Here is a 26209-nt window from a genome sequence, read left to right on the forward strand (position 1 = left end):
TGCGAGGATCGGGCCATGGCCGTCTTCGCCCGTCCCGAGCTCCACAAGGTCGCCGTTCTCGTGCGGCACGGCCTGCTGCCGGTCGAGCTGGGAATCCCGCACTGTCTGATGGGCCGGGCGCGCTCGGCCTCCGGTGACGCGCTGTACGAGGTCGTCACCTGCACCGCCCGCCCCGGTGCGGTCCGCACGGAGGCCGATTTCTCGATCAACGTCGAGCACGGTCCGCAGGCGCTGACCGAGGCCGACACCGTCATCGTTCCGGCCGCGCACGAGCGGGACGAGCCCTACGATCTGGGAAGGATGAGCCGCCCGCTCGCCGAGGCGTTCTCCCGCATCCGTCCGGACACCCGCATCGCGTCCATCTGCACCGGTGCCTTCGTCCTGGCGTCCGCGGGCCTGCTGGACGGCAAGCGGGCGACGACACACTGGCGCGCCAGTGAGCGGTTCCAGCGCCTCTTCCCCGCCGTGCAGCTCGACTCGGACGTGCTCTACGTGGACGAGGGCTCCGTGCTGACCTCCGCGGGCATCGCCTCGGGTGTCGACCTGTGCCTCCACATGATCCGCAGGGACCACGGTGCGGCGGTCGCCAACGAGGTCGCCCGCCGCACCGTCGTACCGCCCCACCGCGACGGCGGACAGGCCCAGTTCATCCGCCGCCCCGTACCCGAACCCCGCCTCTCCTCCACCGGCACCGCCCGCACCTGGGCCCTCGACCACCTCGACCAGCCCCTCACCCTCCGCGCCATGGCCGCACAGGAGTCCATGAGCGTCCGCACCTTCACCCGCCGCTTCCGCGAAGAAGTCGGCGTCACTCCGCTGCGCTGGCTCACCCAGCAGCGCCTCCAGCACGCACGTCACCTGCTGGAGGAGACCGACCTGCCCGTCGAGCGGATCGCCGCGGACGCGGGTTTCGGCACAGCCGCCTCCCTGCGCCAGCACTTCCACGCCTCTCTCGGTGTCTCCCCCCGCGCCTACCGCCGCACCTTCCGCACAGGGGCGGCCCCGGAACCGGAGCCCGAAGGGGCCTCTGCGGGGTGAGTGCGCAGGCGGCACGGGACACCGGGTGATGCCGTCGGTGGACGGCTCAGAACGTCAGCACTCCCCGTGCCACCCTCCCGTGGTGCGTGTCGTCCGCAGCGCGTGCGAAGTCCTCGACCGGACGGACCGCGGTGACCAGTTCGTCCAGCAGCAGCCGCCCTTGGCGGTAGAGGTCCGCATAGAGGGTGATGTCGCGGGGCGGCCGGGAGGAGCCGTACCGGCAGCCGAGGATGGACTTGTCCAGGAACATCCCCGCGGGCAGGAACGTGGCCTCGGCGTCCGCGGCCGGCATGCCCAACAGGACCGCCTGTCCCCGCCGGTCCAGCAGGTCGACGGCTTGCCGCACCAGCGCCGTACTGCCGACGCACTCGAAGGCGTGCGCCGTACCGTCCGGCAGGATCTTCCTCACGGCCGCCACAGTGTCTCCGGCGTTCCCGGCGTTCCCGGCGTCCCCGGCGTCACCGCCACTGCTGCCGCCGTCGTCGCCTCCCTCGCCGGATCCGCCCCGTAGCGCGGCCACGAAGTCGGTGGCGCCGAACTGCCGGGCCGCCGCCTCCTTGGCCGGGTCGGCGTCCACCGCGACGATCGGGGCGGCGCCCGCGATCCTGGCGCCCTGGAGCACGTTGAGCCCGACACCGCCGACGCCGAGCACCACCACCGACTCGCCCTGACGCACCTTCGCCCGGTTGAGAACGGCACCGACACCGGTGAGGACCGCGCAGCCGATCAGAGCGGCCGAGGTCAGCGGCATGTCGCGGGGAACGGGCGTGACCTGCACCGCTTTGACGACGGTGCGCTCGGCGAAGGCGGACGTCGCGGCGAAGGCGTACAGGGGCTCGCCGCCCCGGCTGAACGGCTGCTCCGGGCTGCCGATGGCACTGCGGCACATCGTGGGCCGGCCCCGCGCACACTCGGGACACGCACCGCAGTTGGCGATGGTGGACAGTGCCACATGGTCCCCCGGCACCACGTGCCGCACCCCCTCCCCGACGGCCTCCACCACACCGGCGCCCTCGTGGCCGAGCACCACGGGCCGGGGGAACGGGATCGTCCCGTCGATGACGGACAGATCGCTGTGGCACAGCCCTGCGGCGCGGATGCCGACGAGCACCTCACCGGGGCCGGGCGCGCGGACGTCGAGGTCGTCCACAACCTGTGCGTGGGCGGCCCCGGAACCAGTGTCCGTGGCCGCGCCGTCGAGAATCACGCCTCTCATGTCTCTGCCCTCACGTGGTCCGGTCCCTTCCGGGCGTCCGGGCCGGCCGAGCGCCCGGCTGCCCCATGTGTCGGTGTCCGCGAACTTCACGTCCGGCGGCCCGGCAGCGGTGCGTCCGGGCGTCCGGTGTCTTCCGCGCCCTCGGTGCGGCGCGCGTGTGTGGTGCGCTCCTTTCGCGAGGAGCGCCGCGTGTGCCGGGCACTCCGGATGTGGTCGACGCGTCCTGTGTGGCCGCGTCATGTGTGGCCGCGTCCTGCGTGGTCGGCGGGTGCCGCCGGTGGCCAGCGGGGTCACGACGGCCAGACGACCGACTGGAGCTCGCTGTAGGCGTGCAAGCCGAACGAGCCGCCGTCGCGGCCGACACCGGACTCCTTGAAGCCGCCGAACGGTGTTTCCGGATGCCGCTGGGCGGTGTTGATGCCGACACTGCCGCTGCGCAGCCGACCCGCGAGCCGCCACGCGCGCCCGGTGTCACCGCTGAAGACGTAGTCGTAGAGCCCGTACGGGGTGCTGTCGGCGATCCGGACGGCCTCGTCCTCGTCCTCGAACGGGAGGACGACGACGACCGGGCCGAACAACTCCTCGCGGGCGACGGCCATCTCCGGCGTGACGTCGGTGATCAGTGTCGGTGCGACGTAGAAGCCGGTGGCCGGCTCCTCGGGCCGCTCCCCGCCCGTCAGGACGGTGGCGCCCTGCTCGCGGGCTGCCGCGACGTGGGCTTCGACCCGGTCGCGCTGGGCCGCGGAGATCAGCGGTCCGACCACGGTTCGCTCGTTCGTGGGATCGCCGAGCGTCAGTGCGGAGGCGTACCGTGAAAGCGCAGTCACGAACTCGTCGTAGAGCGGGCGGTGTACGAGCGCACGCGTCGGTGCCGTACAGATCTGGCCGCTGTGGAAGGTCCAGGTCGAGGCGACCGCGCCCACTGCTGCCTGCCGGACCCGTCCGTCCGCGTCGTCCAGCACCAGAGCAGCACCCTTCCCGCCCAGTTCCATCAGGGTGCGCTTCATGCCTCGTCCCGCCTGCTCCGCGATCTTCTTTCCTACGGAGGTGGAGCCTGTGAAGCTGATCATGTCGACGTCGGGGTGGGCGACCAGAGCCTCACCCGGCGTCGCACCCGAGCCGGTGACGACGTTGTAGAGCCCGTCGGGCAGCCCCGCCTCCTGGAGCAACGGGCCCAACTCCAGGCAGGTGAGCGGGTCCTGCGGCGCCGGTTTGCAGACGACGGCATTACCCATGGCGAGCGCGGGCGCGACCTTTCCCGCGAGATTGACGACAGGGAAGTTGTAGGAGGTGATGCAACCGACCACACCCATGGGACGGCGCACGGCAGCCGCACCGATCAGTCCCCCCGGGGCCAGGGTGCTGGCCGCCACCGGCTGCGGGGCGAGAGGCACGGTGTCGGGCTCCAGCGCTCCGCGGGCGTAGCGGCGGAAGCGGTCGGCGGCGGTGGGCAGTTGCATTCCGCGGGTCACCTTGAGGGTGGCGCCGGTCTCGGCCTGGAGGAGGGGTACGAGCTCGGGCCCGCGCTCGGTGAGGAGAGCGGCGATCCTCTCCAGGATGCGGGCGCGTGCAGCGGGAGTGGTGGCGGCCCACTCCTGCTGGGCGGCGCAGGCCGCGCGGACCGCGGCATCCACCTCGTCGGCGCCCCCCTCCGGGGCCCGGCCGACCGGCAGTTCGGTGGCCGGGTCGGTGATCTGGTAGTGGCCGCGCGCGGGTTGCTGCCAAGCGCCGGCGATCCAGTGGCGGTAGGCCCGCGGCTCGCCCGACCGGCCGGGGGCGGACTTCCCGGTGCTCCTCCCGGTGGCCGGTGTCGCCCCGGTCACGGTCCCACTGTTCGGGGTGCTCTGCGTCGTCACGTCCGTGCCTCTCTGCGCGGGCCCAGCGCCGGCTGGGCGAGGATGTCGTGTCGGCTCGCTCCCGGCTGGCCCACACGTCCGGAGCGGACGCCCCACGCCGGAGCGGGCACCCGACACGCCGGAGCCCGAACACCGAGGCCGGGCCCCAACAGCGCGGCGCCCGGCGCGACATCGGGACGAGCACCCGGCACCCACCCGGAGCGTCGGTGAGAAACGCGCCCGAGATCGGAACCAGCACCTGCGCTCGGGACCAGCACCCGAGATCGGGACCGCCACCAAGGTCGGGACGAGCACCCGGTATCGCGGACAAGCACCCGGCACAGGACGGGCAACCGGCACTGGGACAGGCACCCGGCACCGGGCACAACCGGCACCGGGACACGCACTCGGCACCGGGTGCGAGCCCGGCTCTGGGACACGCACCCGCCACCGGGGGCGAACCCGGCACTGGGACGGGCAACCCGCACCGGGGACAAGCGCCCGGCACCGGGACAAGCACCCCGCACCGGGGCGCACACCGGACACCGGGACGAGCACCCGGCACCGGGACACCCACCCGGCACGGGGGGCGAGCCCAGCTCTGGGACACGCACCCGGCACCGGGGGCGAGCCCGGCACAGGGAGACACCCGGAACGGGGACAAGCACCCGGAAAGGGGGCAAGCACCCGACGCAGGGAGGCACCCGGCACCGGGGCAGGTGCCGTGGCGGCGGGCAGGCGGGCCTCCGCCGGGGGAGGCCCGCCCCGTTCAGGCGTTGGGGCGGTCCTGACGTGCGGCGGCCTCGGCCCTCTCCGTGAGCCGCTCCAGCAAGGGCATCGGATCCTGCCCGACGGAGCCCGGGAGGGCTTCGGCGAGCTGCTCGGGCGTCCAGGCACCGTCGGCGTAGGCGGCCCGGAGTTCGCGGGGCTGCGCCCAGACGGCGACCTTGGGCCCGGCGACGGTGTAGACCTGCCCGGTGATCTCCTGGGCCCTGGCCCGGTCGCTGAGGAGGTAGACGACGAGCGGCGCGACGTCTTCGGGCTCGCCCATCTCCGTCAGCTCCGTGGGCACGCCCGCGGACATGCGGGTGCGGGCCACGGGGGCGACGGCGTTGGCCGTGACGCCGTACTTGTGCAGCCCGAGGGCCGCGCTGCGGACGAGGGAGATGATGCCTCCCTTGGCCGCGGAGTAGTTGGCCTGGGAGACGGAGCCCTGGTGGTTGCCGCTGGTGAAGCCGATGAGGGTGCCGCTCCGCTGACGGCGCATGACGGCGCTCGCGGCGCGGAAGACGGTGAAGGTGCCCTTGAGGTGGGTGGCCAGGACCGGATCCCACTCCTCCTCGCTCATGTTGAAGAGCATCCGCTCGCGCAGGATGCCGGCCACGCAGACGGCACCGTCGAGGCGGCCGTACCGGGCCAGGGCGGTGTCGACGACGCGCCGGCCGCCGTCCATGGTGGAGATGTCGTCGGCGACGGCAACGGCCTGACCGCCTGCCGAGGCGATCTCCTTCACGACGGCTTCGGCTATCTCGCTGCGCGGCTCACCGCCGTCGACGGCGACCCCGTAGTCGTTGACGACCACTCTCGCGCCCTCGTCCGCACAGGCCAGTGCCACGGCGCGGCCGATACCGCGTCCGGCGCCGGTGACGGCCACGACCTTTCCGGTCAGGAAACTTCCCACGTCCGTCCTCCTCCCGCATTACCTGACGACCCGTTAGATTCTTGGCCGAGCGCCTTCCGAACACAAGAGCCCCGCACGGACGGGCTCGTGCGGAGCCGCTGCGAGCCTGCCGCCCGACCTCTTTGGAGGAGAGATGACCGTGCCCGCGGAGTGCCCCGAGTTCGCCGAGATCGCCAGGCGGGTCAACAACTGGGGCCGGTGGGGTGCCGACGACGAGGCGGGAACGCTGAATCTGGTGACCGACGCGGTGGTGCGCCGGGCGGCGGCGGGCGTGCGCGCCGGACGCCGCGTCCCGCTCGCGCTGCCGCTCCAGCAGGACGGGGTACAGACCGGGATGATCCCCGGCCGTGTGAACCCGCTGCACACGATGGTCGCCCTCAACCTGGAGATGTTCGGGCCCCGTACCGTCGCGACCAGCGACGATGCCGTCACCATGGGCTTGCAGGCCGCGACCCACTGGGACGGTCTCGGCCATGTCTCACACGGCGGGCGGATCTACAACGGGCGCCCCGCCGACTCGATCACCGCCCACGCAGGCGCCGCCTTCGGCGGCATCGAGAAGACGCGCCCCCTGGTCTCCCGCGGGGTGCTCCTCGACATCGCACGCGCCCGCGGTGGGGACCGCCTGCCCGCCGGTCACGCGGTGGGCCCCGAGGACCTGGCGGCGGCCGAGGAGTTCGCGGGCGTCCGCGTAGGGGCCGGGGACGTCGTGCTCGTCCGCACCGGGCAGATGCGCCACTATCTCGCCGGCGACAAGCACGCCTACGCGCATCCCACTTCGGGGCTTTCCCTCCACGCCCCGGAGTGGTTCCACGCCCGCGACGTGGCCGCCGTCGCCAACGACACCCTCACCTTCGAGGTCGTCCCCCCACAGATCGAGAACCTGTGGCTGCCCGTCCACGCCCTCCACCTCGTCGAGATGGGCATGCTCCAGGGGCAGAACTGGAATCTGGAGGAGCTGTCCGAGGTCTGCGCCGACGAAGCCCGCTACAGCTTCCTGCTCTCCGCACCGCCCGAGCCCTTCACCGGCGCCACGGGCGCGCCGGTGGCACCGGTGGCGGTGCTGTGAGAGGAACGGTGCGTCACACGGACGGGTGGCGGTGCGCTGATGCGCGCCCCGAGCACGGCACGGCGTACCGCCACCCGACTCCGGCGCTCGGGGGTCCCGCCTCGTACGGAACCCACGGGCTCGCACGGAGGTTGGCGCCGGGCGCGATCCGTACTCGCCGAGGAATGTCGGACTCCTCGGCGTCCCCTCACGACGAATCGCTCCACCCAAGGGTGATCAAACCGATACGAGTCGTCAACACCTGGCCTGGACTTTGCGGTGTTTGCCCGAATCCTCCCGGCGCGCGTTCAGCCGAACGCGCCAGCGCCCACTTCCACGACGTTGACGCGGGCACGGGTGTTCGTCTCGGTACATGTCTCGGCGCGGGGGCGGGGCCCGTTCGCGGGGTGCGGAGGGTCCGGGTTCTCCCGCACCTCGTCCTCCCCCCGCGCCGCCGCACGGACCCGCGCCTGCGCGCGCGGCCTCCCCGGCCTCTCCGGCGCCGCATTCCGGGCGTCACCGCCCGCTCCCCCGCTGCCGTCGGCGCACACGTCACCGGCCATCCGCGCTGCGCCGTCGACGCGCGCGTCCGCACCCGACGGGGCGTCGTCGGCCGGCCGCGCGACCGTCGCCGCCCTGGCGGTCCCGGCCGACGCGGAGGGGGCGAGGCCGCAACAGGACTGGCCGGGGGCCGCGTCGAGTTCGCACCACACGCGCTTGCCGCCCGGCTCGTGTTCCCAGCCCCAGCGGTCGGCGAGGCCGGAGACGAGCTCCAGGCCGCGGCCACCGGTGTCCTCCCCCTCGGCCTGACGGTGGCGCGGCGCACGGGTACTCGCGTCGGCCACCTCGACACGCACGGAGCCCGCGCTGTCGTGCACCCCCTCGCCGCCGCACCGCCTGGGCAGCAGCATGCACAGCACCGCCGGGTATCCGGTGTGCACCACCGCGTTGGTGACGAGTTCCGAGATCAGCAGAATCAACGTCTCGGCCAGGGGTTCGTCGGCGGGCACTCCGGCCCCCGCCAACCGGGCCCTGGCCCACCTACGGGCGCGCCCCACCTCCGTCGGATCGGATCCGATCTCCAACTGCTCCAGAAGCACCTGCACCGCTCACACCATCCGAACTGGCGGACACATCGCCTGGCGTCTCCATGTAGTCACGGATTGTGACTCCAGCCCGACCAGCATGGGCGACCGGCCCGGACGGCAACAAGCGCTTCAGGCATATTCCGGCGCAAAGGAGTATCGGCACGGCATACTGTGCGACGCCCTGTACGAGGGCGACCACCTCGGGCTCGTCCCGTCCGCCACTCCCTGAACCACCCCTGCATGCCCCCAGGGCCGCCCGTCCGGGCGGGAGACGGGCCCCCGGTACGCACGCGCACGAGGCGGTGGACGCGGCCACAAGTTCCGTCACGATGCGTAGTTGGGGCGCGTGTTCCGCACGTCAGTCCGCACGTGTCCGCAGGAGCTCGGCGGCCAGGCGTTCCTCCGCCGTCGCCGACGTTTCCCACTGCTCGGCCCGCAACCAGGCGCGCTTCAGGTGGAGATGCACGTCGGCCTCCCAGGTGAAGCCCATGCCGCCGTGCACCTGGAGGCAGTCGCGGGCGTTGGCCGCGGCGGCGTCGTCGGCGAGGAGCTTGGCCGCCGAGACCGCTGCGGTGCCCTGGGTGACGGCAGCCGCGTACACCGCGCTCCGCGCCGTCTCAAGGCGTACGAGCATCCCCGCGCACAGGTGCTGCACGGCCTGGAAGGTGCCGATCGGCCGGCCGAACTGCTCACGTTGCCGGGCGTGTCCGACGGCGAGCTCCAGCGTGCGGCCCGCGCTGCCCAGTTGCTGCGCCGCCGTGAGCAGGCAGCCCTCACGGCGCAGCACCCCGGCGTCCACCGCGCGCCGCCCCGAGGCGTCCACCGCGAGCCGTGCCTCCAACTGACGGCCGTCGGCCCGCACCTGGGGCAGCCGGTGCAGGGGGGAGAGCGGGTCGAGGGAGCGTACGGGTTCGGCGTCGGCCACCGTCCCCTCCCACAGCCGCACCTCCTCTCCCAGCAGCAACACCGCGTCCGCGCAGCCGAGATGCTCCACGAGCGCCCCGTCCCCGTCCGCTGCCGCGCCCTCCGCCACCGTCACCACCGCCGCTCCTTCGCCCGCGCCCGGCATCAGACCCAGGCTTCCCGCCAGGTGCGTGGCGACCAGGGGGCCCGGCAGCAGTGCGCGGCCCGCCTCTTCGAACACGAGCACGGCTTCGGGGAGTCCCAGTCCGACGCCGCCCGCGCTGTCGGGAGCCCGCAGGAGGAAGAACCCCGCCTCGCCGAGGGCCCGCCACAGCGCCGGGTCGACGCCGGGGTGGCGCACCGCCGCGCGGAGTTCCTCCCTTCCGAAGCGGCCGTCCAGCAGCGCGCGCGTGCCGCGCCGCAGCGCTTCCTGGTCGTCGGTCAGCCGGAAGTCCATCGGGGCCTCACCGTCCTTACCGTCCCCTCGGCAGGCCGAGGATGCGCTCGGCGACGATGGTGTGCTGGATCTGGGAGGTGCCGGCGGCGATGGTGTACGAGAGGGAGGAGAGCCGCTCGCGGGTCCACTCCTCGGCGAGGTCGAGTGCCGCGGGCCCCAGGACGGCGGCTGCCGCGTCGTAGAGCTCCTGCCGGGCGTGGGAGTAGCGCAGCTTGAAGACGGAGGCTCCCGTTCCGGGTACGCCCGTACCGCCGTGCCGCAGCCCGTGTCCGGCCTCGCTGACGTTCCACTGGATGAGCCGCCACAGGGCGGTGAACTCGGCGGCGAGGCGGCCGAGGCGGCGGCGGAGCACCGGATCGTCCCAGCGGCCGTTCTCCCGGGCCCGCCGGGCGAGCAGCCGCAGCGTACGGCGGCAGGCGACGACCTCGCCGACGAAGGCGGTGCCGCGTTCGAAGGAGAGGGTGACCATGGTGACGCGCCAGCCGTCGTTCTCGGCACCCACCCGGTTGCCGACGGGCACCCGCACCTCGTCCAGGAAGACCTCGGCGAACTCCTGGGACCCGGCCAGGGTGCGCAGCGGTCCGACGGTGACGCCGGGCGCGTCCATGGGCAGCGCGAGCCAGCTGATGCCCCGGTGGCGCGGCGCGTCGGGGTCGGTACGCACGAGGAGTTCGCACCAGTCGGCGACCTCGGCGTGCGAGGTCCACAGCTTCGATCCGGTCACCACGTAGTGGTCGCCGTCGCGCACGGCGCGGGTCCGCAGCGCGGCCAGGTCGGAGCCGGCGCCCGGTTCCGAGAACCCCTGGCACCACACCTCTTCGCCGCGGAGGATGGGCGGCAGCCAGCGGGCGCGCTGCTCGGGGGTGCCCTCGGCGGCGAGGGTCGGCCCCGCGTGCAGCAGACCGACGAATCCGGCGCCGACATACGGGGCGCCGGCCGCCTCGGTCTCCTCCAGGAAGATCAGGTGCTGGGTGGGGGTGGCGCCCTGCCCGCCCGCGTCCGCGGGCCAGTGCAGACCCGCGTATCCGGCGTCGTACAGGCGGCGCTGCCAGTCCATGTCGTAGGCGCGGCGCCCGGGCCAGTCGAGCGGGTCGGGGCGGGGCGGCAGGGTCGGCAGCACGTCGGCCAGCCAGGCCCGCAGCCGGGAGCGGAACTCCTCCTCCTCGGCGGTGTACGCCAGTTCCATCCTGCGCCTTCCCCTCCCGTGGCGAGCGGCACACCCGCTGCGGTCGTCGCCGGGCCTAGACCAGGTCGAGGTCGAGCATGCGGATGGCGTTGCCGCGCAGGAGTTTGTGGACGGTCGTCTCGTCGAGGCCCTCCATGTGTTCCTCGGCGACCTGTTTGGTGTGCGGGAAGGTGGAGTCGACGTGGGGGTAGTCGGTCTCGAAGGTGGCGTTGTCGCGGCCGATGGTGTCCAGGGCCGTGACGCCGTGCTTGTCGCGGAAGAAGCAGCAGAAGATCTGCCGGTAGTAGTAGGTGGAGGGCGGCTCGGGGATCAGGTCGCGGACGCCGCCCCAGGCGCGGTGCTCCTCCCACACGTCGTCGGCGCGTTCCAACGCGTAGGGGATCCAGCCCATCTGGCCCTCGCTGTAGGCGAGCTTGAGGCGGGGGTACTTGACCAGGACGCCGCTGAAGAGGAAGTCCATCATCGAGGCCATGGCGTTGTTGAAGGACAGGGAGGCCTGCACGGCCGGGGGCGCGTCGGGGGAGGCGGCGGGCATCTGGGAGGAGGAGCCGATGTGCATGTTGACGACCGTGCCGGTCTCCTCGCAGACGGCGAAGAAGGGGTCCCAGTAGCCGGTGTGGATGCTGGGCAGTCCCAGGTGGGTGGGGATCTCGCTGAAGGTGACCGCCCGCACCCCGCGCGCGGCGTTGCGGCGTATCTCGGCGACGGCCAGCTCGATGTCCCACAGCGGGATGAGGCACAGCGGGACGAGGCGCCCGCCGCTGTCGCCGCACCACTCCTCGACCATCCAGTCGTTGTAGGCGCGCACGCAGGCCAGGGCGACCTCCTTGTCGTGGGCCTCGGCGAAGGTCTGCCCGCAGAAGCGGGGGAAGGTCGGGAAGCACAGCGATGCCTCGACGTGGTTGAGGTCCATGTCGGCCAGCCGCGCCGCCGGGTCCCAGCAGCCCCGCCGCATCTGCTCGCGGGTGATGCCCTCCAGCGTCATCTCGTCCCGGTCGAAGCCGACGGCGGCGATGTTGCGCTTGTACGGGAACTTCAGGTCCTCGTAGATCCACCAGTCGGTCGGTGGGCCGTCCGGGTCCATGGTGATCCGGTACTTGCCGCCGACGTACTCCAGTGCGCCGATACCGGCGGTCAGCGGCCGGGGCCCGCGGTCCCGGTACTTGGCCGGGAGCCAGGTCTCGAACAGGTGCGCCGGCTCGATCACATGGTCGTCGACGCTGATGATGCGCGGTAGCTCGGTCACGGGTGAGTTCCCCCTCGCCATACCGGCCTATCTGATGGGCCGTCAGAAAGAGGCTAGCCCCGCGGCCTCTGGACCCACAAGGCGTCGCCGCCTACGCTTCCGGCACAACCTGACGGGGAGTCAGCTTTGTGGAGGGGGCGGCATGACCGCTGTCGCACACGCACCCGACGCCGCGCACGGCCTGGACGCCTCGGCCACCCTGTGGGAGCTGGTCGTCCGCCGGGCCCGGCGCACCCCGGGGGCACCGGCCCTCGTCCAGGCGGCCGACGACCCCGCGGACGACCGCGCCCTCACCTTCGGCGCGCTGCGCGACCGCGCCGCACGCACCGCGGCCGGCCTCCACGCGCGAGGCGTGCGCCCTCACCACACGGTGGCCTGGCAGCTTCCGACCCGCATCGAGACCGTCGTCCTCTCCCTGGCACTGGCCCGGCTCGGCGTCCGGCAGACGCCCCTCGTCCCCGTGTACGGGGAACGCGAAGTGGCCCTCGCCCTGCGGGCCACCGGCGCCGCCTGGTACGTGCACCCGGGGACGTGGCGGGGTACCGACTACGCGGCGCGCGCCCGCCGCATCCGGGAGCGGCACGGGATCGCGCCGCGCACCCTGACCGTGTACGGCACCCTCCCCGAGGCCGGTCCGGAGTGCCTCCGGGAGGCCGACGCCCGAGGCGGCCCCGCCGAAGCCCGCCCGGGTACCGCTCACGGTCCCGGCGCCGACGGGTTGCCGCCACCGCCCGCCGAGGGGCGCAGCGTGCGGTGGATCTACTGGACCTCCGGCACCACCTCCGACCCGCGTGGCGTGCTGCACACCGACCGCAGCCTGATCGCGGGCGGTTCCTGCCTGGCCCACGCGCTGCGGCTCGGCCCCGACGACGTCGGCTCGATCGCCTTCCCCTACGCCCACATCGGCGGCCCGGACTACCTGGTGATGCTCCTGCTGTACGGGTTCCCTGCCGTCCTGTTCGAGCGGTTCGCGCTGCCGGAGGCGCTGCCCGGCTACCGGCGGCACGGCGTGACCACGGCAGGCGGCTCGACCGCGTTCTACGCCATGTTCCTGGCCGAGCAGCGCAAGCGCCCGCGGGAGAAGCTGATCCCGAGCCTGCGGCTGCTCGCGGGCGGCGGCGCGGCCAAACCCGCCGAGCTGTACCACGAGGTGGTGACGGAGCTGGGGTGCCGGCTCGCTCACGGGTACGGCATGACGGAGGCACCCATGATCACCATGGGGAGCCCCGACGACTCCGCCGAGCACCTGGCCACCACCGAGGGGCGCCCGCCCGCGGCCATGGAGATCCGCGTCACCGGACCGGACGGCACCCCGCTGCCCCCCGGCAGCGAGGGCGAGATACGGCTGCGCGGCGAGGCCGTCTGCCAGGGCTACCTCGACGCGGCGCAGACCGCCGCCGCCTTCGACGACGACGGGTTCCTGATCACCGGCGACCTGGGGCGGTTGCAGGAGAGCGGGCACCTGGTGCTGACCGGCCGCACCAAGGACATCATCATCCGCAAGGGAGAGAACATCTCGGCCAAGGAGATCGAGCAGCTCCTCTACGCGCACCCGGCGATAGCCGACGCGGCCGTGATCGGACTGCCCGACGCGGAACGGGGCGAGCGGGTGTGCGCCGTCGTCGAGCAGCCCCGAGGAGCACCGCGGGTGACCCTGGAGGAACTGACCGGCCATCTGCGCGCAGCGGGGCTGGCGGCCTACAAACTGCCCGAACAACTGGAGGTGCTGGCCGCGCTGCCCCGCAACGAGGCGCTGCGCAAGGTGCTCAAGTTCAAGCTGCGGGAGCGGTTCGCCGGTCCCGAGACGGGCGGGTGACGGGGCCCGGGGACGGGCGGGTGCCGGGCCCGGGGGGCCGGAGGCGGGCGGAGGGCGGGACCGGAGTCCGGGCGGAGCCGGGTGACGGGCCCGGGGCCGGGGAACGCGCGGAGGGCGGGGAACGGGCCGCGCGGAGGGGCGGGGAACGGGCCGCGCGGAGGGGCGGGATCAGGCCGTGAGAGGGCCGGTGGCGGCGTGGGCCTCGGTGGCGGCGGCCAGGTCCGGGTAGCAGTCGAAGAGGCGGCGCACCCCCAGGGCGGCGAGCACCCGGTTGACGTGCGAGCCCTCCTCGGCGCCGCGCGCGGGCAGGATCAGCCGCAACTCTCCGGCGCACGACCGCATCAGCCGACGGGAGGCGATCAGCACGCCCACCCCGCTGGAGTCGCAGAACAGGACGTCGGACAGGTCCAGCACCAGGCTGCGGCGCCCGTCGGCCACGGCATCGTGCACGTGCTGCCGCACCGCGGGCGAGGTGACCAGGTCCAGCTCACCGGAGACCCGGAGCACGGCCCACGGCCCACGCTCCTCCTCCAGCACCTTCAACGACACTCCCCGCAACCCCTTCGTCGATCGCCTTACAGCAGTCGGCTGCCCTGCGCGCCCCCTCCGAAACTGGTCCCTGGGAACGACCCTATGCCGTCCCGAGGTATTACCCGGGTAAACCAGCAGCAACTTCCGGTCACGCCCGCATAACTTCCGACGGTACGCGTATCTTCCGCCTCCCGGGCCTCGTTCCGTCCCCTCCGGAACACTCCCTACGTGACGGAAACACCACTGTGCGCACACCTTCCGCCGGAGCACGTTGTCGCAAAGGGGCGTGCGCTGTCGGTGGTGCGCACTACATTCGAGGGATTGACGGGTAGCGGAACGGAAGAGAAACGGAAGCGGGCTGACCGAGCCGAGGGCTGGGGGGCACCATGGCGAACGACACACCACCGCGCTGGGACCGGAAGATGCAGCAGCGCCTCGCGCACGGCGAGGCGGCGGCGCTCGGGGAGCTCTACGACCGCTTCGCCTCCCTCGTCCACGGCCTCGCCCACCGGGTGCTGGAGGACGACGAGGCCGCCGACGGAGCCACCCGGGAGGTCTTCGCCTACATCTGGGAGAACCCGCACGCCTTCGACCCGCGCGAAGGGCCCCTGCGCTCGTGGATAGCGGCCCTCACCCAGCGGACGGCCACCGGCAGGCTGCGCCGCAGCCGCACCGTCCAGGGGCCCTGCTCGCCGGAGCGGGCCGAGCGGATCGAGGAACAGGTCAGAGCGGCGGCCGTCGCCGCCCGTGCCGACTACATCGTCACCTCCATGCCCTCCTCGCTGCGCGCCGCGCTGGAGCTCGCCTACTTCCAGCGCCGCGACTACCGGCAGGCGGCCCGCACGCTGGGCGTCACCGAGGACGAGGCCCGGCGCCGGCTGCGGCTCGGACTGCAACTCCTCTCCTCCGCCATGACCCGCCCCGTCATGGCGCCGCCCGGTCCGGAGCCACGGCCATGAGCGGCCCCGCCGACCCCGAGGGGCCCCGCCGCGACGCACCGACCGCGCCACGGCCGCTGCCCGACGACGACCCGCCCGATCCGCCGCGGGTGCCCCGGCAGGCCGACCCGCCCGAGCCGCCCGGTGGCAGGACACCGGGCGTGCCGGTGCCGGCTTCTGCGGCGGGGCCGCCTCGCGGTCCGCAGCCGCTCGACCACACCGTGCTCAAGTCGCTGCTCGGCGCCTGGGCCCTGGCGGCGTGCTCCACCGAGGAGACGACGGCCGTCGAGGCGCATCTGACCGACTGCGCGCCCTGCGCCGACGAGGCGCTGCGGCTGCGCGACGCCGTGGGGCTGCTGCACGCCGAGGACAGCCTCGACCTCGATCCCGGGCTGCGCGCCCGGGTGCTCGAAGCCTGCCTCGACCGCCGTCCCGCCCGCGTCCCGCTGCCCTCCTGGGCGGCGCCCTTCGACGCGGAGACGGCCCGCCTGGACGCGCTGCTGCGGGACATGGCCGAGGAGGAGTGGCGCGCGCCGGTGCGGCTGCGCTGGTTCGACGGCCGGCAGCAGACCGGGCGCGCCACCACGGTCGCGGGTGTTCTCGGCCACCTGCTCGCGGTGGACGGTCTCGTCGCCGCGGGCCTCGGCCTGCCCGACCCGCTCCCGGCGGACGCCCCGGATCCGGCGTCCCCGGCGGCTTCGGCGTACGAGGCGGATCCGCAGGCCCGTACGGAGCTGTTCTGGGCGCTGGAGGGCAGGTCGCACCACGCGTCGGCCGTCCGGGCACGCTGGCGGGAGCAGAGCCACGCCATGATCCGGGACGTGTCCTTCCTGGCCGCCGACCGCGACGGCGCCCCGGGCGAGGAGGCCGCGCACAGCCGTCCCGTCTCCTACGGCGCCTTCTCGCTGCCGCTGCGCGACGCCTTCCTCGACCGCGCCTTCGAGTGCTGGATGCACGCCGAGGACATCGCCGAAGCCGTCGACTACCCCTACGCCCCGCCCGTCACCGCCCACCTCGCGCCGCTGGTGGATCTGGCGGCCCGGCAACTGCCCGGTGCCCTCGCGGCCCGGCGCCGCGCGGGGCTCGCCCCGCCACCGCACGGGCTGGCCGCCGCCGGTGCGCCCGGCCGCACGCTCCACCTGGAGGTGGAGGGCCTCAGCGGCGGTGACTGGTACATCCCCCTCGACTCGCCCGGCGCCCGCGCCTCACCGAAGGACACGGTCGCCCACCTCGCGCTGGACGTCCTGGAGTTCTGCCACCTCGCGGCGGGGCGTGTCCCACCGCAGGAGGCGGCCGTCGGGCACGACGGTGACGCGGACGCCATCGCGGATGTCCTGTGCGCCGTCGCCTCCCTCTCCCGTATGTGAGGCGGCGGCTGCCCGTCCCCGGCCGGGTGGCGGGCCGCTCGTGCCCGGCCGGGGCTCAGGCGAAGACGACGGTGCGGTGACCGTTGAGCAGGACGCGGTGCTCGCTGTGCCACTTGACGGCGCGGGCGAGGGCCTGGCACTCGACGTCCCGGCCGACGGCGACGAGCTGTTCGGGCGTGACGTCGTGGCCGACCCGTTCGACCTCCTGCTCGATGATGGGGCCCTCGTCGAGGTCGGCCGTCACGTAGTGCGCGGTGGCACCGATCAGCTTGACGCCGCGCGCGTGTGCCTGGTGGTACGGCTTGGCGCCCTTGAAGCTCGGCAGGAAGGAGTGGTGGATGTTGATGATGCGCCCCGACAGCCGCCTGCACAGGGCGTCGGAGAGCACCTGCATGTAGCGGGCGAGGACGACGAGTTCCACGCGCTCCCGCTCGACGAGGTCCAGCAGCTTCTCCTCGGCGTCCTGCTTGGTGTCCTTCGTCACCGGGAGGTGGTGGAAGGGGATGCCGTAGGAGTCGACGAGCTCGGCGAAGTCGGTGTGGTTGGAGACCACTGCGGCGATCTCGACGGGGAGGGCGCCGATGCGGGAGCGGAAGAGCAGGTCGTTCAGGCAGTGTCCGAACCTGCTGACCATCAGCAGGACGCGCATCTTCTCCTCGGCCCGGTGGATCTGCCAGTCCATCCGGAAGGTCTCGCCGACGGCGGAGAAGCTGGCCCGCAGCTTGCCGAGGGTGGTGTTGCCGGTGAAGTGGACGCGCATGAAGAAGAGCCCGGTGTCGCGGTCCCCGAACTGCTGGCTGTCCTCGATGTTGCAGCCGGTCATGAACAGGTAGCTGGAGACGGCGTGCACGATGCCCGTGTCGTCCGGGCAGGAGAGGGTGAGAACGAACTGTCCCGCCTGCCCGGCTCCGCGGGCCTCTTCCGGCCTACCGGTCTCGTCGGGAACGGGGTGCGACTGGCTCATGGACCCAAGACTGGCACATCGCGGCGGCTGCCCCGTCACACCGTCCGCAGCATGATCGCCAGGACCTCCAGGGAGCGCGGCGGCTCGTCCGGGTCGTCCCCGTCGTCGGTGGCGAGCTTCACATGGGCCTCGCGCGCCGCCCGTACCGCCTCCGGCCAGCCCGGGTGCTCCAGGTACGAGGCGACCGGCGCATCGGCACCCACCTCGTGCATGATCCGCAGCACCCGCAGCACGGCCGCGTCCACGAGCTCGGCCTCCTGGCCGTCCCGGAAGACCGACCCGACGTACTTCTCCGCCGACCAGTTGTCCAGCCAGGTGTCCTCGACGAGGCGGTAGACGGCATCCGTCACGTCGCCGTAACCGGGCCGGCCCGCCATCCAGCACTCCTGCTGGAACGTGAGGTCGGAGAGCATGTGCAGCGCCGAACGCACGTTGCTGCGCCAGCGCCACCAGGGCACGTCGTTGACAGGCATGCTGCCTATGGTGGTGGAACGACGGGCACGTCGGGAAGACTTCGCGGAAGCTGCTTGCTGCATGGTCACCGACCCTACGTTCCGCCTGCACCTGCCGGAGCGCGGGTCCCGCGCCCTGCGCCGGGGCCGCCAGGACCGGTCCTGACCTGGGATCGAGGCGGCCTCACAGCTCGCCGAACTTCCGCTCCGTGAGGCCGTACTTGTGGGCCGTCGGCTGCCACAGCGCGGCGGCCTTCTTCTTCGCGGTGGTCGCGGTGCCGCTCGCGGTGTTGCCCAGCGCGGTCTGCTTGGTCAGCTTGGCCTTGCCCTTGTGGCAGCCCTTCTTGTGTCCCGCCTGGCCCGCCCAGGCCGCGTAGTGGTTGTCGGCGGACGCGGAGGACTTCCAGGCGGTTCTGAGGGAGGCGGTCAGCTCGGCGCTGTGGGGGATCTCCCCCGTCTTCAGCTCGCCGAGGCGACGGACCAGTCCGGTGCGCTGCTTGGCCGCCGCCCGCAGATCGGTGGCGGACTTGCCCAGGTCCTTGCACTGCCGGATGTTCTCCACGGAGCGGATCACCGCGGCCCGGCTGTTGTTGCTGTCGGCCAGCAGCGCGTCCAGCTTCTTGGCCTGCGCCTCGGCCGGGTCCGGTGCCTTGGAGGACTGCTCCCCCGCCGGCTCGCTGGAGGGCTGCGGCTTGTCGTCACCGTCCTCGCCCCCGCCCGCGAGGAGCAGGCCGACCACCAGCCCGATCGCGGCGACCCCGGCGAGCCCGCCGCCGATCAGCACGCCGGACGGTACCCGGCGCCGCCCCCGGTCGGCCTCCCGCCGGGACGCGGCCCGCCCGCCCTGCGGCTCGTGCTGTGCCGAGCCCGGCTGCGGATAGCCGTACCCGGCCGGCTGCGACCCCGGCTGCGGGTAGCCGTAGCCGCCTTGTGGCGCGGCACCCTGCTGCGGGTAGCCGTAACCACCGCGCGGCGCGGAGCCGGATTGCGGGTAGCCGTAGCCGCCGCGGGGCGGCGCCTGGTGGGCGGTGGCCTCGTCGAAGAGGGGCAGGCTCTGGGTGGAGCCCGGCTCGTCGCTGCCCGCCCCGGGCCGCCCGCGCCCGGGCGGCGGCCCGGACTGCCCGCCCTCGGAACGGAAGAGGCTCTCGAACTCCGGAAGCGGCCGCCGCTCGCCCTCCCCGGGCGGTTCGCCACCCGGCTGAGGACCCGGCGCGGCCATCACCTGGGTCGCCTCGGACCCGCCCCCCGGCACGGGCGCGATGAACTGCGTCGCCTCACCGTCCGGCCCGGTCACCGGCCCGGAGGGCTGCGGCGGGAGGAGCTGCGTGCCGTCCTCCGCGCCGGGCGGCGCCGGCATGCCCGGGGGCTCGGCGGCGGGGAACGGCGGGAAGAGCTGCGTGGCCTCGCTGTCGGGCCCCGGCTGCGGTGCCTGCTGGGGCGGTGCGGAGGGATGGTCGGGGTACCTGCCCGCCTGCGCGGGAAGCTGCGGCGTCTCCTCCGGCTGCGGCAGCGCGTGCCGCCCGCGAGCGGCGCCGGCCTGCGGCTGCGGGGGCGCCCCGGGGCTCCCGGCCCCGCCACCCGGCAGAGCCTGTCCGCCTGTGGGTCCCTGCCCGCCCGCGGCGCCCTGTCCGTACACCGGACCGGCCGCGTGCGCGGGCCCGGACGGGTGCGCCGGGCCCGCCCCGTGAGCCGGTCCGGGCGCGTACCCCGCGTCGGCCCCGTATGACGGGTATCCCGAGTGTCCTGTGTGTCCTGCGTGACCCAAGTCTCCCGAGTGCCCCGGGTATCCCGCGTGACCCGCGTATCCCGCGTCGGTCCCGGACGCCGGGCCGGTTCCGTACGGCTGACCGGGCGCGTGCGCGGGTGGCGAGGGCGGCGGCTCGGGGGCGTACCGCGGCTGGGAGTCGAACGCCGGGGCGGACGGTGCGTGCGGGCCGCCTGGTGCCGCCGGGTACCCGCCCGGACCGCCCGGCGGCGGCATGGGGCCCGGCTCCGCGCCCCCGGTCTGCGGCATCGAGGGAGGGTGCGGCGGGCGGGCCGGAGCGCCCTCGGGCGGCAGGGGTTGCGCGAAGGAGGAGCCTCCGTACGCGTCACCGCCCGGCGAGGCGCCGCCGTAGGCGCCCCCGGCGGGACCCGCGGAGCCCGGGTGAGCGGCGCCCGGCGAAGCGGCGTCGGGGAGCGCTCCGGGGAGGGCACCGGGGCCGTGGCCGCCGTACGCGCCCTCGTCCGCGTCCGCAGCGGTTCCGTCGGCGGGCCGGCCCCAGTAGTCGGGACCGGGCTGCGCGGCGGCGGTGCCGGGGCCCCAGGGCTGGCCCCACGGCTGACCGGACGGAGGGCTCACACGGTCCCGCTCGGCCTGGGCCTCGCGCTGCTGCTGGGGAGTCCACGGTTCACCGTTGGCGGGCAGCACGACACCCTCGTACGGGGTCGTGGAAGCGGGCAGGGCGTCACCGGCGGTGCCGGAAGTCCCGTCCTGTCCGCGTCCGTTGTGCGTTGTCACCGAGGCTCCTCGTTCGCATGCGGGCGGAATCGTCGGCTCACGCTACCGGTTACCCCGAACGGGGGACCACGCACCCAGACGTGCGGACATTGTTCGTTCACCCCATGTCGGGACGGACCGGACGAAGAACGTCCATACCCCGCGTAACGCCCCAGCTGGCCGCACCCGCCACACCGGCCCCGAAGTGCCTGCGCACACCGCACACGGCGCTCGCCCCGAAGGCCCCCACGCCCCGCGGGGGCAGGCGCCGCACTCTCCCTCGTACGCCCCCGCACGCGCCCCGCCCCCGTGTGCTCTCTCACACCGTCGCCGTCGCCTTCACCCGCTCCGTGAACTCGCGCACCGCGGCCTCCCCGGCGTACGGACCCAGCCGTTGCCGGAAGTCGTCGAGGTACTCCGCGCCCCGGTCCGAGCGCAGCCCGGCGAGCAACTCAGCGGCCTGGGCGCCGGTGTGGCAGGCGCGCTCCACCTCGCGCTGCTGGGCCTGCGCACCGGCCAGCAGGAACAGCCCGATCGCGCGGCGCCGTGCCCGGCCCTCCGGGTGACCGGCGACCGCCTCCTCGGCACGCGCCGCCGCGCTCTCGTGCTGCCCCAGATCGCGGTGGCAGTGGGCGAGTTCGTCGGCGAGGTAGGCGCGGTCGAAGTGACCGATCCAGGGCGGGTCGTCGCCGCTGTCCGGCCTCCCCTCGGCAGCGTCCATGGCGGCCAGGGCACTGCTCGTCGCCCCCGCACAGGCGCTCGCGTCCCCCATCAGAGCGTGCCCCCGCGCCTCCGCCGCCTGGAACATCGCCTCCACGCGCGGCGTCACACACCCCCGCGCCCCCTCCTGCGCCGCGCGTGCCAACTGTGCGATCTCCCTGGGGTTGCCGAGCGAGGCGGCGAGGTGGCTCATGCTCGCGGCCAGCACGTAGCCGCCGTACGCACGGTCGCCCGCGGCCTGCGCCAGCCGCAGCGACTGGATGTAGTAGCGCTGCGCCAGCCCGTGCTGCCCGGTGTCCACGGCCATGTAGCCCGCCAGTTCGGTCAGTCGGGCGACGGCGGCGAACAGCGACCTGCCCACCGCCTCCCGGTACGAACCGGCCAGCAGCCCCGACACCACGCTGTTGAGGTAGTGCACCACGACGGGGCGGATGTGCCCGCTGCCGTACCGGTGGTCGAGCTCCGAGAGCGCCTGGGTCATGGACCGTACGGCCGCCACGTCCGCCGGCCCCACCCGGGCCCCGGAGGCGCGGGCGACCTGGTGGTCGGGCTGGGTGATCAGCCAGTCCCGGCTGGGCTCGACGAGCGCGGACGCCGCCACCGTCGAGCCGGTCAGGAAGTCCCGGCGCCCCACGTCGCTGCGCCACAGTTCGCAGACCTGCTCGACGGCGCCGAGCACGGTGGGCGCGAACTGGAGGCCCACCCCCGAGGCCAGGTTCTTGCCGTTGGCCATCCCGATCTCGTCGATCGTCACGGTACGGCCCAGCTTGCGGCCGAGCGCCTCCGCGATGATCCCCGGGGCGCGCCCGCGCGGCTGTTGGCCCCGCAGCCAGCGTGCGACGGACGTCTTGTCGTAGCGCAGGTCCAGCCCGTGCTCGGCCCCGCACATGTTGACCCGGCGGGCCAGCCCCGCGTTCGAGCACGCGGCCTCCTGAATGAGCGCCTGCAGCCGTTCGTTGGGCTGCCTCGCGACGAGCGGCCTTGCGGCCATGAGATCCCCCTCCGTCCCCGGCACCGTCCGCGCGCAACGCCCCGTGCCGACCGCTGCGCCCTGCCCTGCACGACCCCGGCGCACGGATCCGTGCACCGGGCCGATCACTCCGGCCCATCCGTCTGTGCGGTACGCCGGTTCCGCCACGCGACCCGCTGCACCGCCCCGATGCACCGCCCGCGGCGTCCGGCCGACGCACCGGTTCCGGCACGCCCGCGCGGTGCACCGGCTCTCGGTACGCCCGCACGGCCCACCGGTTCCGCTGTGCCCGCACGGCCCACCGGTTCCGCTGTGCCCGCGCGGCGCACCGGTCGGTACGCCGCACCGATGCACCACCGATGCGCCGAACCCGGTGCACCGAACCCGGTGCGCCGCACCGACGCACCGGCCTCAGCGCGCAGCCCGTACGCCCCCCGGCGCGTCGCACGGGTACGCCGCGCCGGTGCGCGGCCCGTACGGCCCCCCGATGCACCGCCCCGGTAAGCCGACGGGCCCGCGGCGTCGACTCGTTCGACCTGGTCGACCAGGTCGAACGAGTCGACCAGTTGGCACCGTTCCTCTCCGTCGCGCAGCCCGGGACGTCCGGCCCGGCCCCACGCGCACCGTCCGCCTGCCGTCCGCCCCCGGGAGGCAGGCCGCGGGCGACCCGTGCACAACCCGCGGGCCGCGCCCGGGCCGCGCCGGTGCGGTGAGCCGACCGACCGGCGTGGCGGCTCCACGGCCCACGGCCCGTCGGATGTCGTGGAGCCACCACCGCACCCCGGCCCGTACGACTCGCGCGGACAAAGTCCCATGAAGCCGGGCTCTCTCCGCACACCGCGTCATGGAGGTACTACCCAGCCAAGACCGCTCTTTCGGCACGCGCCCCCACAGATGCCCCCATGCGCCGCCGGGAGCGCGGGCCGCCCCGGACCGGCGCCGGACGGCGGCGGCGGAGCCCTCCGCCGTCGCGCCCGTGCCTCGGCGCGCCCCGTTCTGCCCCCGTAACCCTCGACCGGACCAAAAGTTGTGATGGTCGTGGAAGAGACCCGCGTACACATCCCCGGAGCGACCACGCGCGTGCGGATCCCCGGCCGACGGAGCGCGCCCCCCGCCGACTCCCCGCTCGAACACGCCGTGCGCTACACCCGGGAACGGGCCTGGGACGTCTTCCCCGGCACCTGGCTGGAGACGGTGGGCGGCGCACCGCGCTGCACGTGCGCCGACCCCGGCTGCCCCACGCCGGGCGCACACCCGGCGCGCGCCCGGTGGGCGGAGGAGACGACCGGCAGCGCCACGACCGCCCGGCAGTGGTGGACCGCCGAGCCGCGCGCCGCCGTCCTGCTGCCCACCGGACGCGCCTTCGACGCGCTGGAGGTCTCCGAAGCCGTGGGCTGCCTCGCCCTCGCGCGGCTCGAACGCATGGGGCAGCCGCTGGGACCGGTCACCAGCACGCCGGACGGCCGGATGGCCTTCTTCGTACTGCCCGGCGCCGCCGCCACGGTGCCGCACACCGTGCGCCGCCTGGGCTGGTCCCCCGCCGCGCCGGACCTGCGGACCAGGGGCGAGGGCGACTGGGTGGCGGCGCCGCCCACCCGGCTGGGGGTGCGCGGCCCCGTGCAGTGGGCACGCGAGCCCGATGCGGCCAACCGCTGGCTGCCCGACGCGGGCGAGCTGCTGCCGACCCTCACCTATGCGTACAGCCGCGAGTTCTCAGCCGCCGCACGCGCCGCCGCGGTACCCGCACCCCGGTGACCTGCTCCGCACCCGGCGAGAGGGCACCTCTCCGGGGCCGCCGCGGGAGGGGCGGTGCGCCCCCGGACGAGGTCAGCTCGTGGTGGGCAGTGCGGCCTGGAGGAAGGGCTCGACCACTCGGCGCCACTCCTCCGGCTGGTCGTAGTGGATCAGGTGCCCCGCCTCGGTGACCTCGGCGTAGATTCCGCGGGGCAGCACCCGCACCATCTCCTGGGCCTCCGCCCTTCCCAGCTCGCCGTCGAGACCGCGTACGACGAGGGTGGGGCAGCGGACGTGGGCCAGGTCGTCCCAGTGGGCGTCGTGCACCCAGGCCTCGCGGACGCGCATCATCACCTCGGGCGAGAAGACGGGACGCCAGCCGTCCTCGCCCTCGGTCATCACCTCGGCGAAGTACGCGCCGCGGGACGGGCGGGAGCGTTCGAGGGCGGGATCGTCCTCGCCGAACCACTTGCGGACGTCGGCGAGCGTGGCGAACGGCGCGGGCCAGGAGGCGAACCACTCCTCCCACTCGCGCTGCGACTGCTCGCCCAGCGCGGAGGCCCGCATGTCGCTGATGACGAGCGCCTGGACGAGGTCGGGCCGCCGGGCGGCGAGCTGCCAGGCGGTCAGCGCACCCATGGCGTGGCCGACGAGCGCGACCGGCCCCAGGTCGAGCTGTTCGAGGGCCGCTTCGGCGTCGGCGACGTAGGCCTCCCGGTCGTAACGGCCCTCCTCGGGCTTGCCGCTGCGGCCGTGTCCCCGCTGGTCCAGGGCGACCGGGCGGTACCGGTCCGCGAGCCAGCGGGCCGTGCCGGCCCAGTGCGAGGCGCGGCCCATCAGTCCGTGCAGCAACAGCACACCGGGCGGCTTGTGCGCGTGCGCCTTGCCCGGCGCGGGGCCCCGCGTGGCGCCGGGCTGCCGCCCCGGGGCCGCGGCGGGCGGCTCGGCGGGGACGCCGAGGCCCTCGGTGCCCGCCTTGGGCGGGTCCGCGAACTCCCAGGCGGCCAACTGGATTCCGTCGACCCCCGCCACGTCGATCCGTCGCACCATGCGTGATGACACCCCCACTCCTGTGACCGCCACCTCAGCCTATCGAACCTGTATTCGAACAGGAGGGGATCACACCGAACACCCCACCTTCGAGTGACACCGCCGCGGGGTTGTCCGCGGCTCCCCGGGGGAGACAGGAACCGGGAGGGCGGCGGACCCTGAGAGCTCGGGGCTCCGGGTCGCCGTGGGGGGACATGGGGAGGCGGGGCTCCGGCCGTTGCAGGCTGCGGAGCCCCGCCTGCCCTTCGGCACCGCGCATCGTCGCCCCGCGGGGCCCATGGAAGTCCGCATCGATGGCTCCCTTCCCCCCGGACGCCCGGTCGCACTGCCACAGCGTGCACAACCGCCCACCGGGCGTACTCGTCCACCAGCGACAGCTACCCGTCGCCGTTCGGGCAACTCTGGTACGGGCGACCCTTTTTGTGAAGACGGCCAACGGCCCCCGACGGCACCTTCGTGCGACCTGCCTCTCGCGGTAGCACGCTCATACGTGCAAGCATGCCTCTCCGCAATCCAGTCGACGCCCGGCCGGCACCCGGCAGTCGCCGCCGTCGGACACCACCCGCAACCCACCGACCGGCACCGGCACCGGCCACGCAGGGGCCGACCGACCGGCATGCGAGAGGTTCTTGACGGAACTGCACGTCCACGAACGTGGCGCGGGCAAGTGGATCGCGCTCCTCATCCACGGCGGCATGGCCGACCACCGCACCCGGCACGCCGTCGAAGACCACCTCGTCGGGCCGGGTCACCGCGCCCCGGCCCCCGGTCCGCGCGGACACGGGCGCAGTCCGCGCGCCGAGTACCGGCCCGAACTGCCGGCCGAGGACCGGGGGGAGAACCTCCCGGCAGGTGCGGACGTGGCCGTCGGGCACTCCCTCGGCGGACCGGCCCTCGCCCTGACGGCCGACCGCCTCCGCCCGGCACGGACCGTCTACTCCGATCCCGGCTTCCTCCTGCGGAACGTCCCGGTCGCCGCGTACGCCGCCATGCGGGAGAGGGCCACCTCCGCGACGGCCGGGAGCGTACGGGCCAGGAATCCGCGCTCGTCCGAGGAAGCCGAGGGATCCGAGGGAGCCGAGGAAGACGTGGCGGCGGAGCTGGCCGGCCTCGCGCTGTTCGACCTCGCGTTCGTGGCCGCCATCGAGACGTGCGACCCGGACTGTGTGCCGAGCCAGGCCGTCGTGCCGTCCCTGGTGCAGCTCGCGGAGCCGAGCCTGTGCGTCGACGACGCCGGAGCGGCACTTTCGAGGAAGCGCGGTTTCGGCATACGCGTCGTACCGCGCACCGGACACTGCATCCACCGGGACGGCCTTCCCGGCTTCCCGACATCGCTGGACGGATGGTGGGGAACCGCCCGGCCGTTACCGCGGCGCGCGGCCGAACCTTCCGCGTACGACCGCCACTTCAGTACATCTTTTCGTTTCCGGTAGGCCCTCCCGGGAATGATCACCGGAAGGTGTGCAGGCGAGCTGGGGGGCTGCATGAGC

At 74.0% G+C, this 26209-nt stretch carries 19 protein-coding genes and 1 pseudogene; 7 read left to right on the forward strand and 13 right to left on the reverse strand.

The window, feature by feature from the left end; genetic code table 11:
* Positions 1–15: 15 nt before the first annotated feature.
* Positions 16–1038, forward strand: coding sequence for a helix-turn-helix domain-containing protein (locus H297_RS39040; protein ID WP_051352265.1), 1023 nt, complete (start codon positions 16–18; stop codon positions 1036–1038).
* A gap of 46 nt (positions 1039–1084) precedes the next feature.
* Here H297_RS39040 and H297_RS0129125 read toward each other — a convergent pair whose 3' ends face one another.
* The 3 genes from H297_RS0129125 to H297_RS0129135 form a co-directional block, all read right to left on the reverse strand.
* Complete coding sequence (locus H297_RS0129125; protein ID WP_027739927.1) at positions 1085–2254, reverse strand: alcohol dehydrogenase catalytic domain-containing protein; 1170 nt, start codon at positions 2252–2254, stop codon at positions 1085–1087.
* Between the two features lie 290 nt (positions 2255–2544).
* Entirely contained in the window at positions 2545–4077 is a 1533-nt protein-coding gene (locus tag H297_RS0129130) for an aldehyde dehydrogenase family protein (RefSeq protein ID WP_078514767.1), read from the reverse strand.
* A 781-nt stretch (positions 4078–4858) separates the two neighbouring features.
* Complete coding sequence (locus H297_RS0129135) at positions 4859–5770, reverse strand: SDR family oxidoreductase (protein ID WP_027739929.1); 912 nt, start codon at positions 5768–5770, stop codon at positions 4859–4861.
* 133 nt (positions 5771–5903) lie between these two features.
* Between H297_RS0129135 and H297_RS0129140 the strand changes: the two genes are divergently transcribed.
* Positions 5904–6839 (forward strand): cyclase family protein, encoded by a 936-nt coding sequence (locus H297_RS0129140; protein ID WP_027739930.1) that lies wholly within the window; start codon positions 5904–5906, stop codon positions 6837–6839.
* Positions 6840–7513: 674 nt separating this feature from the next.
* On the opposite strand, the pseudogene H297_RS43005 reads toward H297_RS0129140, so the two are convergent.
* From H297_RS43005 to H297_RS0129160, 4 genes and pseudogenes are all read right to left on the reverse strand, one after another.
* Positions 7514–7924, reverse strand: a pseudogene (locus H297_RS43005) (ATP-binding protein); the annotation flags it as partial.
* Positions 7925–8264: 340 nt separating this feature from the next.
* The gene (locus tag H297_RS0129150) at positions 8265–9266 is read right to left on the reverse strand and encodes an acyl-CoA dehydrogenase family protein (protein WP_027739931.1); all 1002 of its coding nucleotides are present in this window, start codon (positions 9264–9266) and stop codon (positions 8265–8267) included.
* Between the two features lie 16 nt (positions 9267–9282).
* Complete coding sequence (locus H297_RS0129155; RefSeq protein WP_027739932.1) at positions 9283–10452, reverse strand: acyl-CoA dehydrogenase family protein; 1170 nt, start codon at positions 10450–10452, stop codon at positions 9283–9285.
* A 55-nt stretch (positions 10453–10507) separates the two neighbouring features.
* On the reverse strand, positions 10508–11698 hold the full coding sequence (locus H297_RS0129160; protein ID WP_027739933.1) for an amidohydrolase family protein: 1191 nt from the start codon (positions 11696–11698) through the stop codon (positions 10508–10510).
* A 142-nt stretch (positions 11699–11840) separates the two neighbouring features.
* Between H297_RS0129160 and H297_RS0129165 the strand changes: the two genes are divergently transcribed.
* Positions 11841–13514, forward strand: a complete 1674-nt coding sequence (locus tag H297_RS0129165) for an AMP-binding protein (protein WP_027739934.1) — start codon at positions 11841–11843, stop codon at positions 13512–13514.
* Between the two features lie 168 nt (positions 13515–13682).
* Here H297_RS0129165 and H297_RS0129170 read toward each other — a convergent pair whose 3' ends face one another.
* Positions 13683–14063 (reverse strand): STAS domain-containing protein, encoded by a 381-nt coding sequence (locus H297_RS0129170; protein WP_199787279.1) that lies wholly within the window; start codon positions 14061–14063, stop codon positions 13683–13685.
* A 368-nt stretch (positions 14064–14431) separates the two neighbouring features.
* On the opposite strand from H297_RS0129170, the gene H297_RS0129175 reads away from it, so the two are divergent.
* Together H297_RS0129175 and H297_RS0129180 are read left to right on the forward strand one after the other, a co-directional pair.
* The gene (locus H297_RS0129175; protein ID WP_027739936.1) at positions 14432–15004 is read left to right on the forward strand and encodes a sigma-70 family RNA polymerase sigma factor; all 573 of its coding nucleotides are present in this window, start codon (positions 14432–14434) and stop codon (positions 15002–15004) included.
* Positions 15001–16350, forward strand: a complete 1350-nt coding sequence (locus H297_RS0129180; protein WP_106959715.1) for a zf-HC2 domain-containing protein — start codon at positions 15001–15003, stop codon at positions 16348–16350. Before H297_RS0129175 ends, H297_RS0129180 begins: the two co-directional genes overlap by 4 nt.
* Positions 16351–16405: 55 nt before the next feature.
* Here H297_RS0129180 and purU read toward each other — a convergent pair whose 3' ends face one another.
* From purU to H297_RS0129200, 4 genes are all read right to left on the reverse strand, one after another.
* Complete coding sequence (purU, locus tag H297_RS0129185; protein WP_027739938.1) at positions 16406–17314, reverse strand: formyltetrahydrofolate deformylase; 909 nt, start codon at positions 17312–17314, stop codon at positions 16406–16408.
* Between the two features lie 35 nt (positions 17315–17349).
* Complete coding sequence (locus tag H297_RS0129190; RefSeq protein WP_078514798.1) at positions 17350–17850, reverse strand: SCO4402 family protein; 501 nt, start codon at positions 17848–17850, stop codon at positions 17350–17352.
* Positions 17851–17950: 100 nt separating this feature from the next.
* A complete protein-coding gene (locus H297_RS0129195) occupies positions 17951–20266 on the reverse strand; it encodes a hypothetical protein (RefSeq protein ID WP_027739940.1) in 2316 nt (771 codons plus the stop codon).
* A 298-nt stretch (positions 20267–20564) separates the two neighbouring features.
* Complete coding sequence (locus H297_RS0129200; protein ID WP_027739941.1) at positions 20565–21956, reverse strand: NsdA family TPR-like regulatory protein; 1392 nt, start codon at positions 21954–21956, stop codon at positions 20565–20567.
* 1011 nt (positions 21957–22967) lie between these two features.
* Between H297_RS0129200 and H297_RS0129205 the strand changes: the two genes are divergently transcribed.
* Positions 22968–23690, forward strand: coding sequence for a bifunctional DNA primase/polymerase (locus H297_RS0129205; RefSeq protein ID WP_027739942.1), 723 nt, complete (start codon positions 22968–22970; stop codon positions 23688–23690).
* A gap of 72 nt (positions 23691–23762) precedes the next feature.
* Here the strand turns inward: H297_RS0129205 and H297_RS0129210 are convergent, their stop codons facing one another.
* Entirely contained in the window at positions 23763–24719 is a 957-nt protein-coding gene (locus H297_RS0129210) for an alpha/beta fold hydrolase (RefSeq protein WP_027739943.1), read from the reverse strand.
* 629 nt (positions 24720–25348) lie between these two features.
* On the opposite strand from H297_RS0129210, the gene H297_RS39050 reads away from it, so the two are divergent.
* Positions 25349–26152 carry an alpha/beta fold hydrolase gene (locus H297_RS39050; RefSeq protein WP_064744896.1) on the forward strand — a complete coding sequence of 268 codons (804 nt, stop codon included), beginning with the start codon at positions 25349–25351 and terminating at the stop codon, positions 26150–26152.
* Positions 26153–26209: the final 57 nt, after the last annotated feature.

It is taken from the genome of Streptomyces sp. CNT360 (genome assembly GCF_000424785.1).

Coding starts and splice junctions, on each gene's coding strand:
- H297_RS0129140 (WP_027739930.1), top strand. CDS start 5,904: ATGACCGTGCCCGCGGAGTGCCCCGAGTTCGCCGAGATCGCCAGGCGG.
- H297_RS0129175 (WP_027739936.1), top strand. CDS start 14,432: ATGGCGAACGACACACCACCGCGCTGGGACCGGAAGATGCAGCAGCGC.
- H297_RS0129165 (WP_027739934.1), top strand. CDS start 11,841: ATGACCGCTGTCGCACACGCACCCGACGCCGCGCACGGCCTGGACGCC.
- H297_RS0129210 (WP_027739943.1), bottom strand. CDS start 24,719: ATGGTGCGACGGATCGACGTGGCGGGGGTCGACGGAATCCAGTTGGCC.
- H297_RS0129155 (WP_027739932.1), bottom strand. CDS start 10,452: ATGGAACTGGCGTACACCGCCGAGGAGGAGGAGTTCCGCTCCCGGCTG.
- purU (WP_027739938.1), bottom strand. CDS start 17,314: ATGAGCCAGTCGCACCCCGTTCCCGACGAGACCGGTAGGCCGGAAGAG.
- H297_RS0129190 (WP_078514798.1), bottom strand. CDS start 17,850: ATGCAGCAAGCAGCTTCCGCGAAGTCTTCCCGACGTGCCCGTCGTTCC.
- H297_RS0129205 (WP_027739942.1), top strand. CDS start 22,968: ATGGTCGTGGAAGAGACCCGCGTACACATCCCCGGAGCGACCACGCGC.
- H297_RS0129200 (WP_027739941.1), bottom strand. CDS start 21,956: ATGGCCGCAAGGCCGCTCGTCGCGAGGCAGCCCAACGAACGGCTGCAG.
- H297_RS0129150 (WP_027739931.1), bottom strand. CDS start 9,266: ATGGACTTCCGGCTGACCGACGACCAGGAAGCGCTGCGGCGCGGCACG.
- H297_RS0129180 (WP_106959715.1), top strand. CDS start 15,001: ATGAGCGGCCCCGCCGACCCCGAGGGGCCCCGCCGCGACGCACCGACC.
- H297_RS0129125 (WP_027739927.1), bottom strand. CDS start 2,254: ATGAGAGGCGTGATTCTCGACGGCGCGGCCACGGACACTGGTTCCGGG.
- H297_RS39040 (WP_051352265.1), top strand. CDS start 16: ATGGCCGTCTTCGCCCGTCCCGAGCTCCACAAGGTCGCCGTTCTCGTG.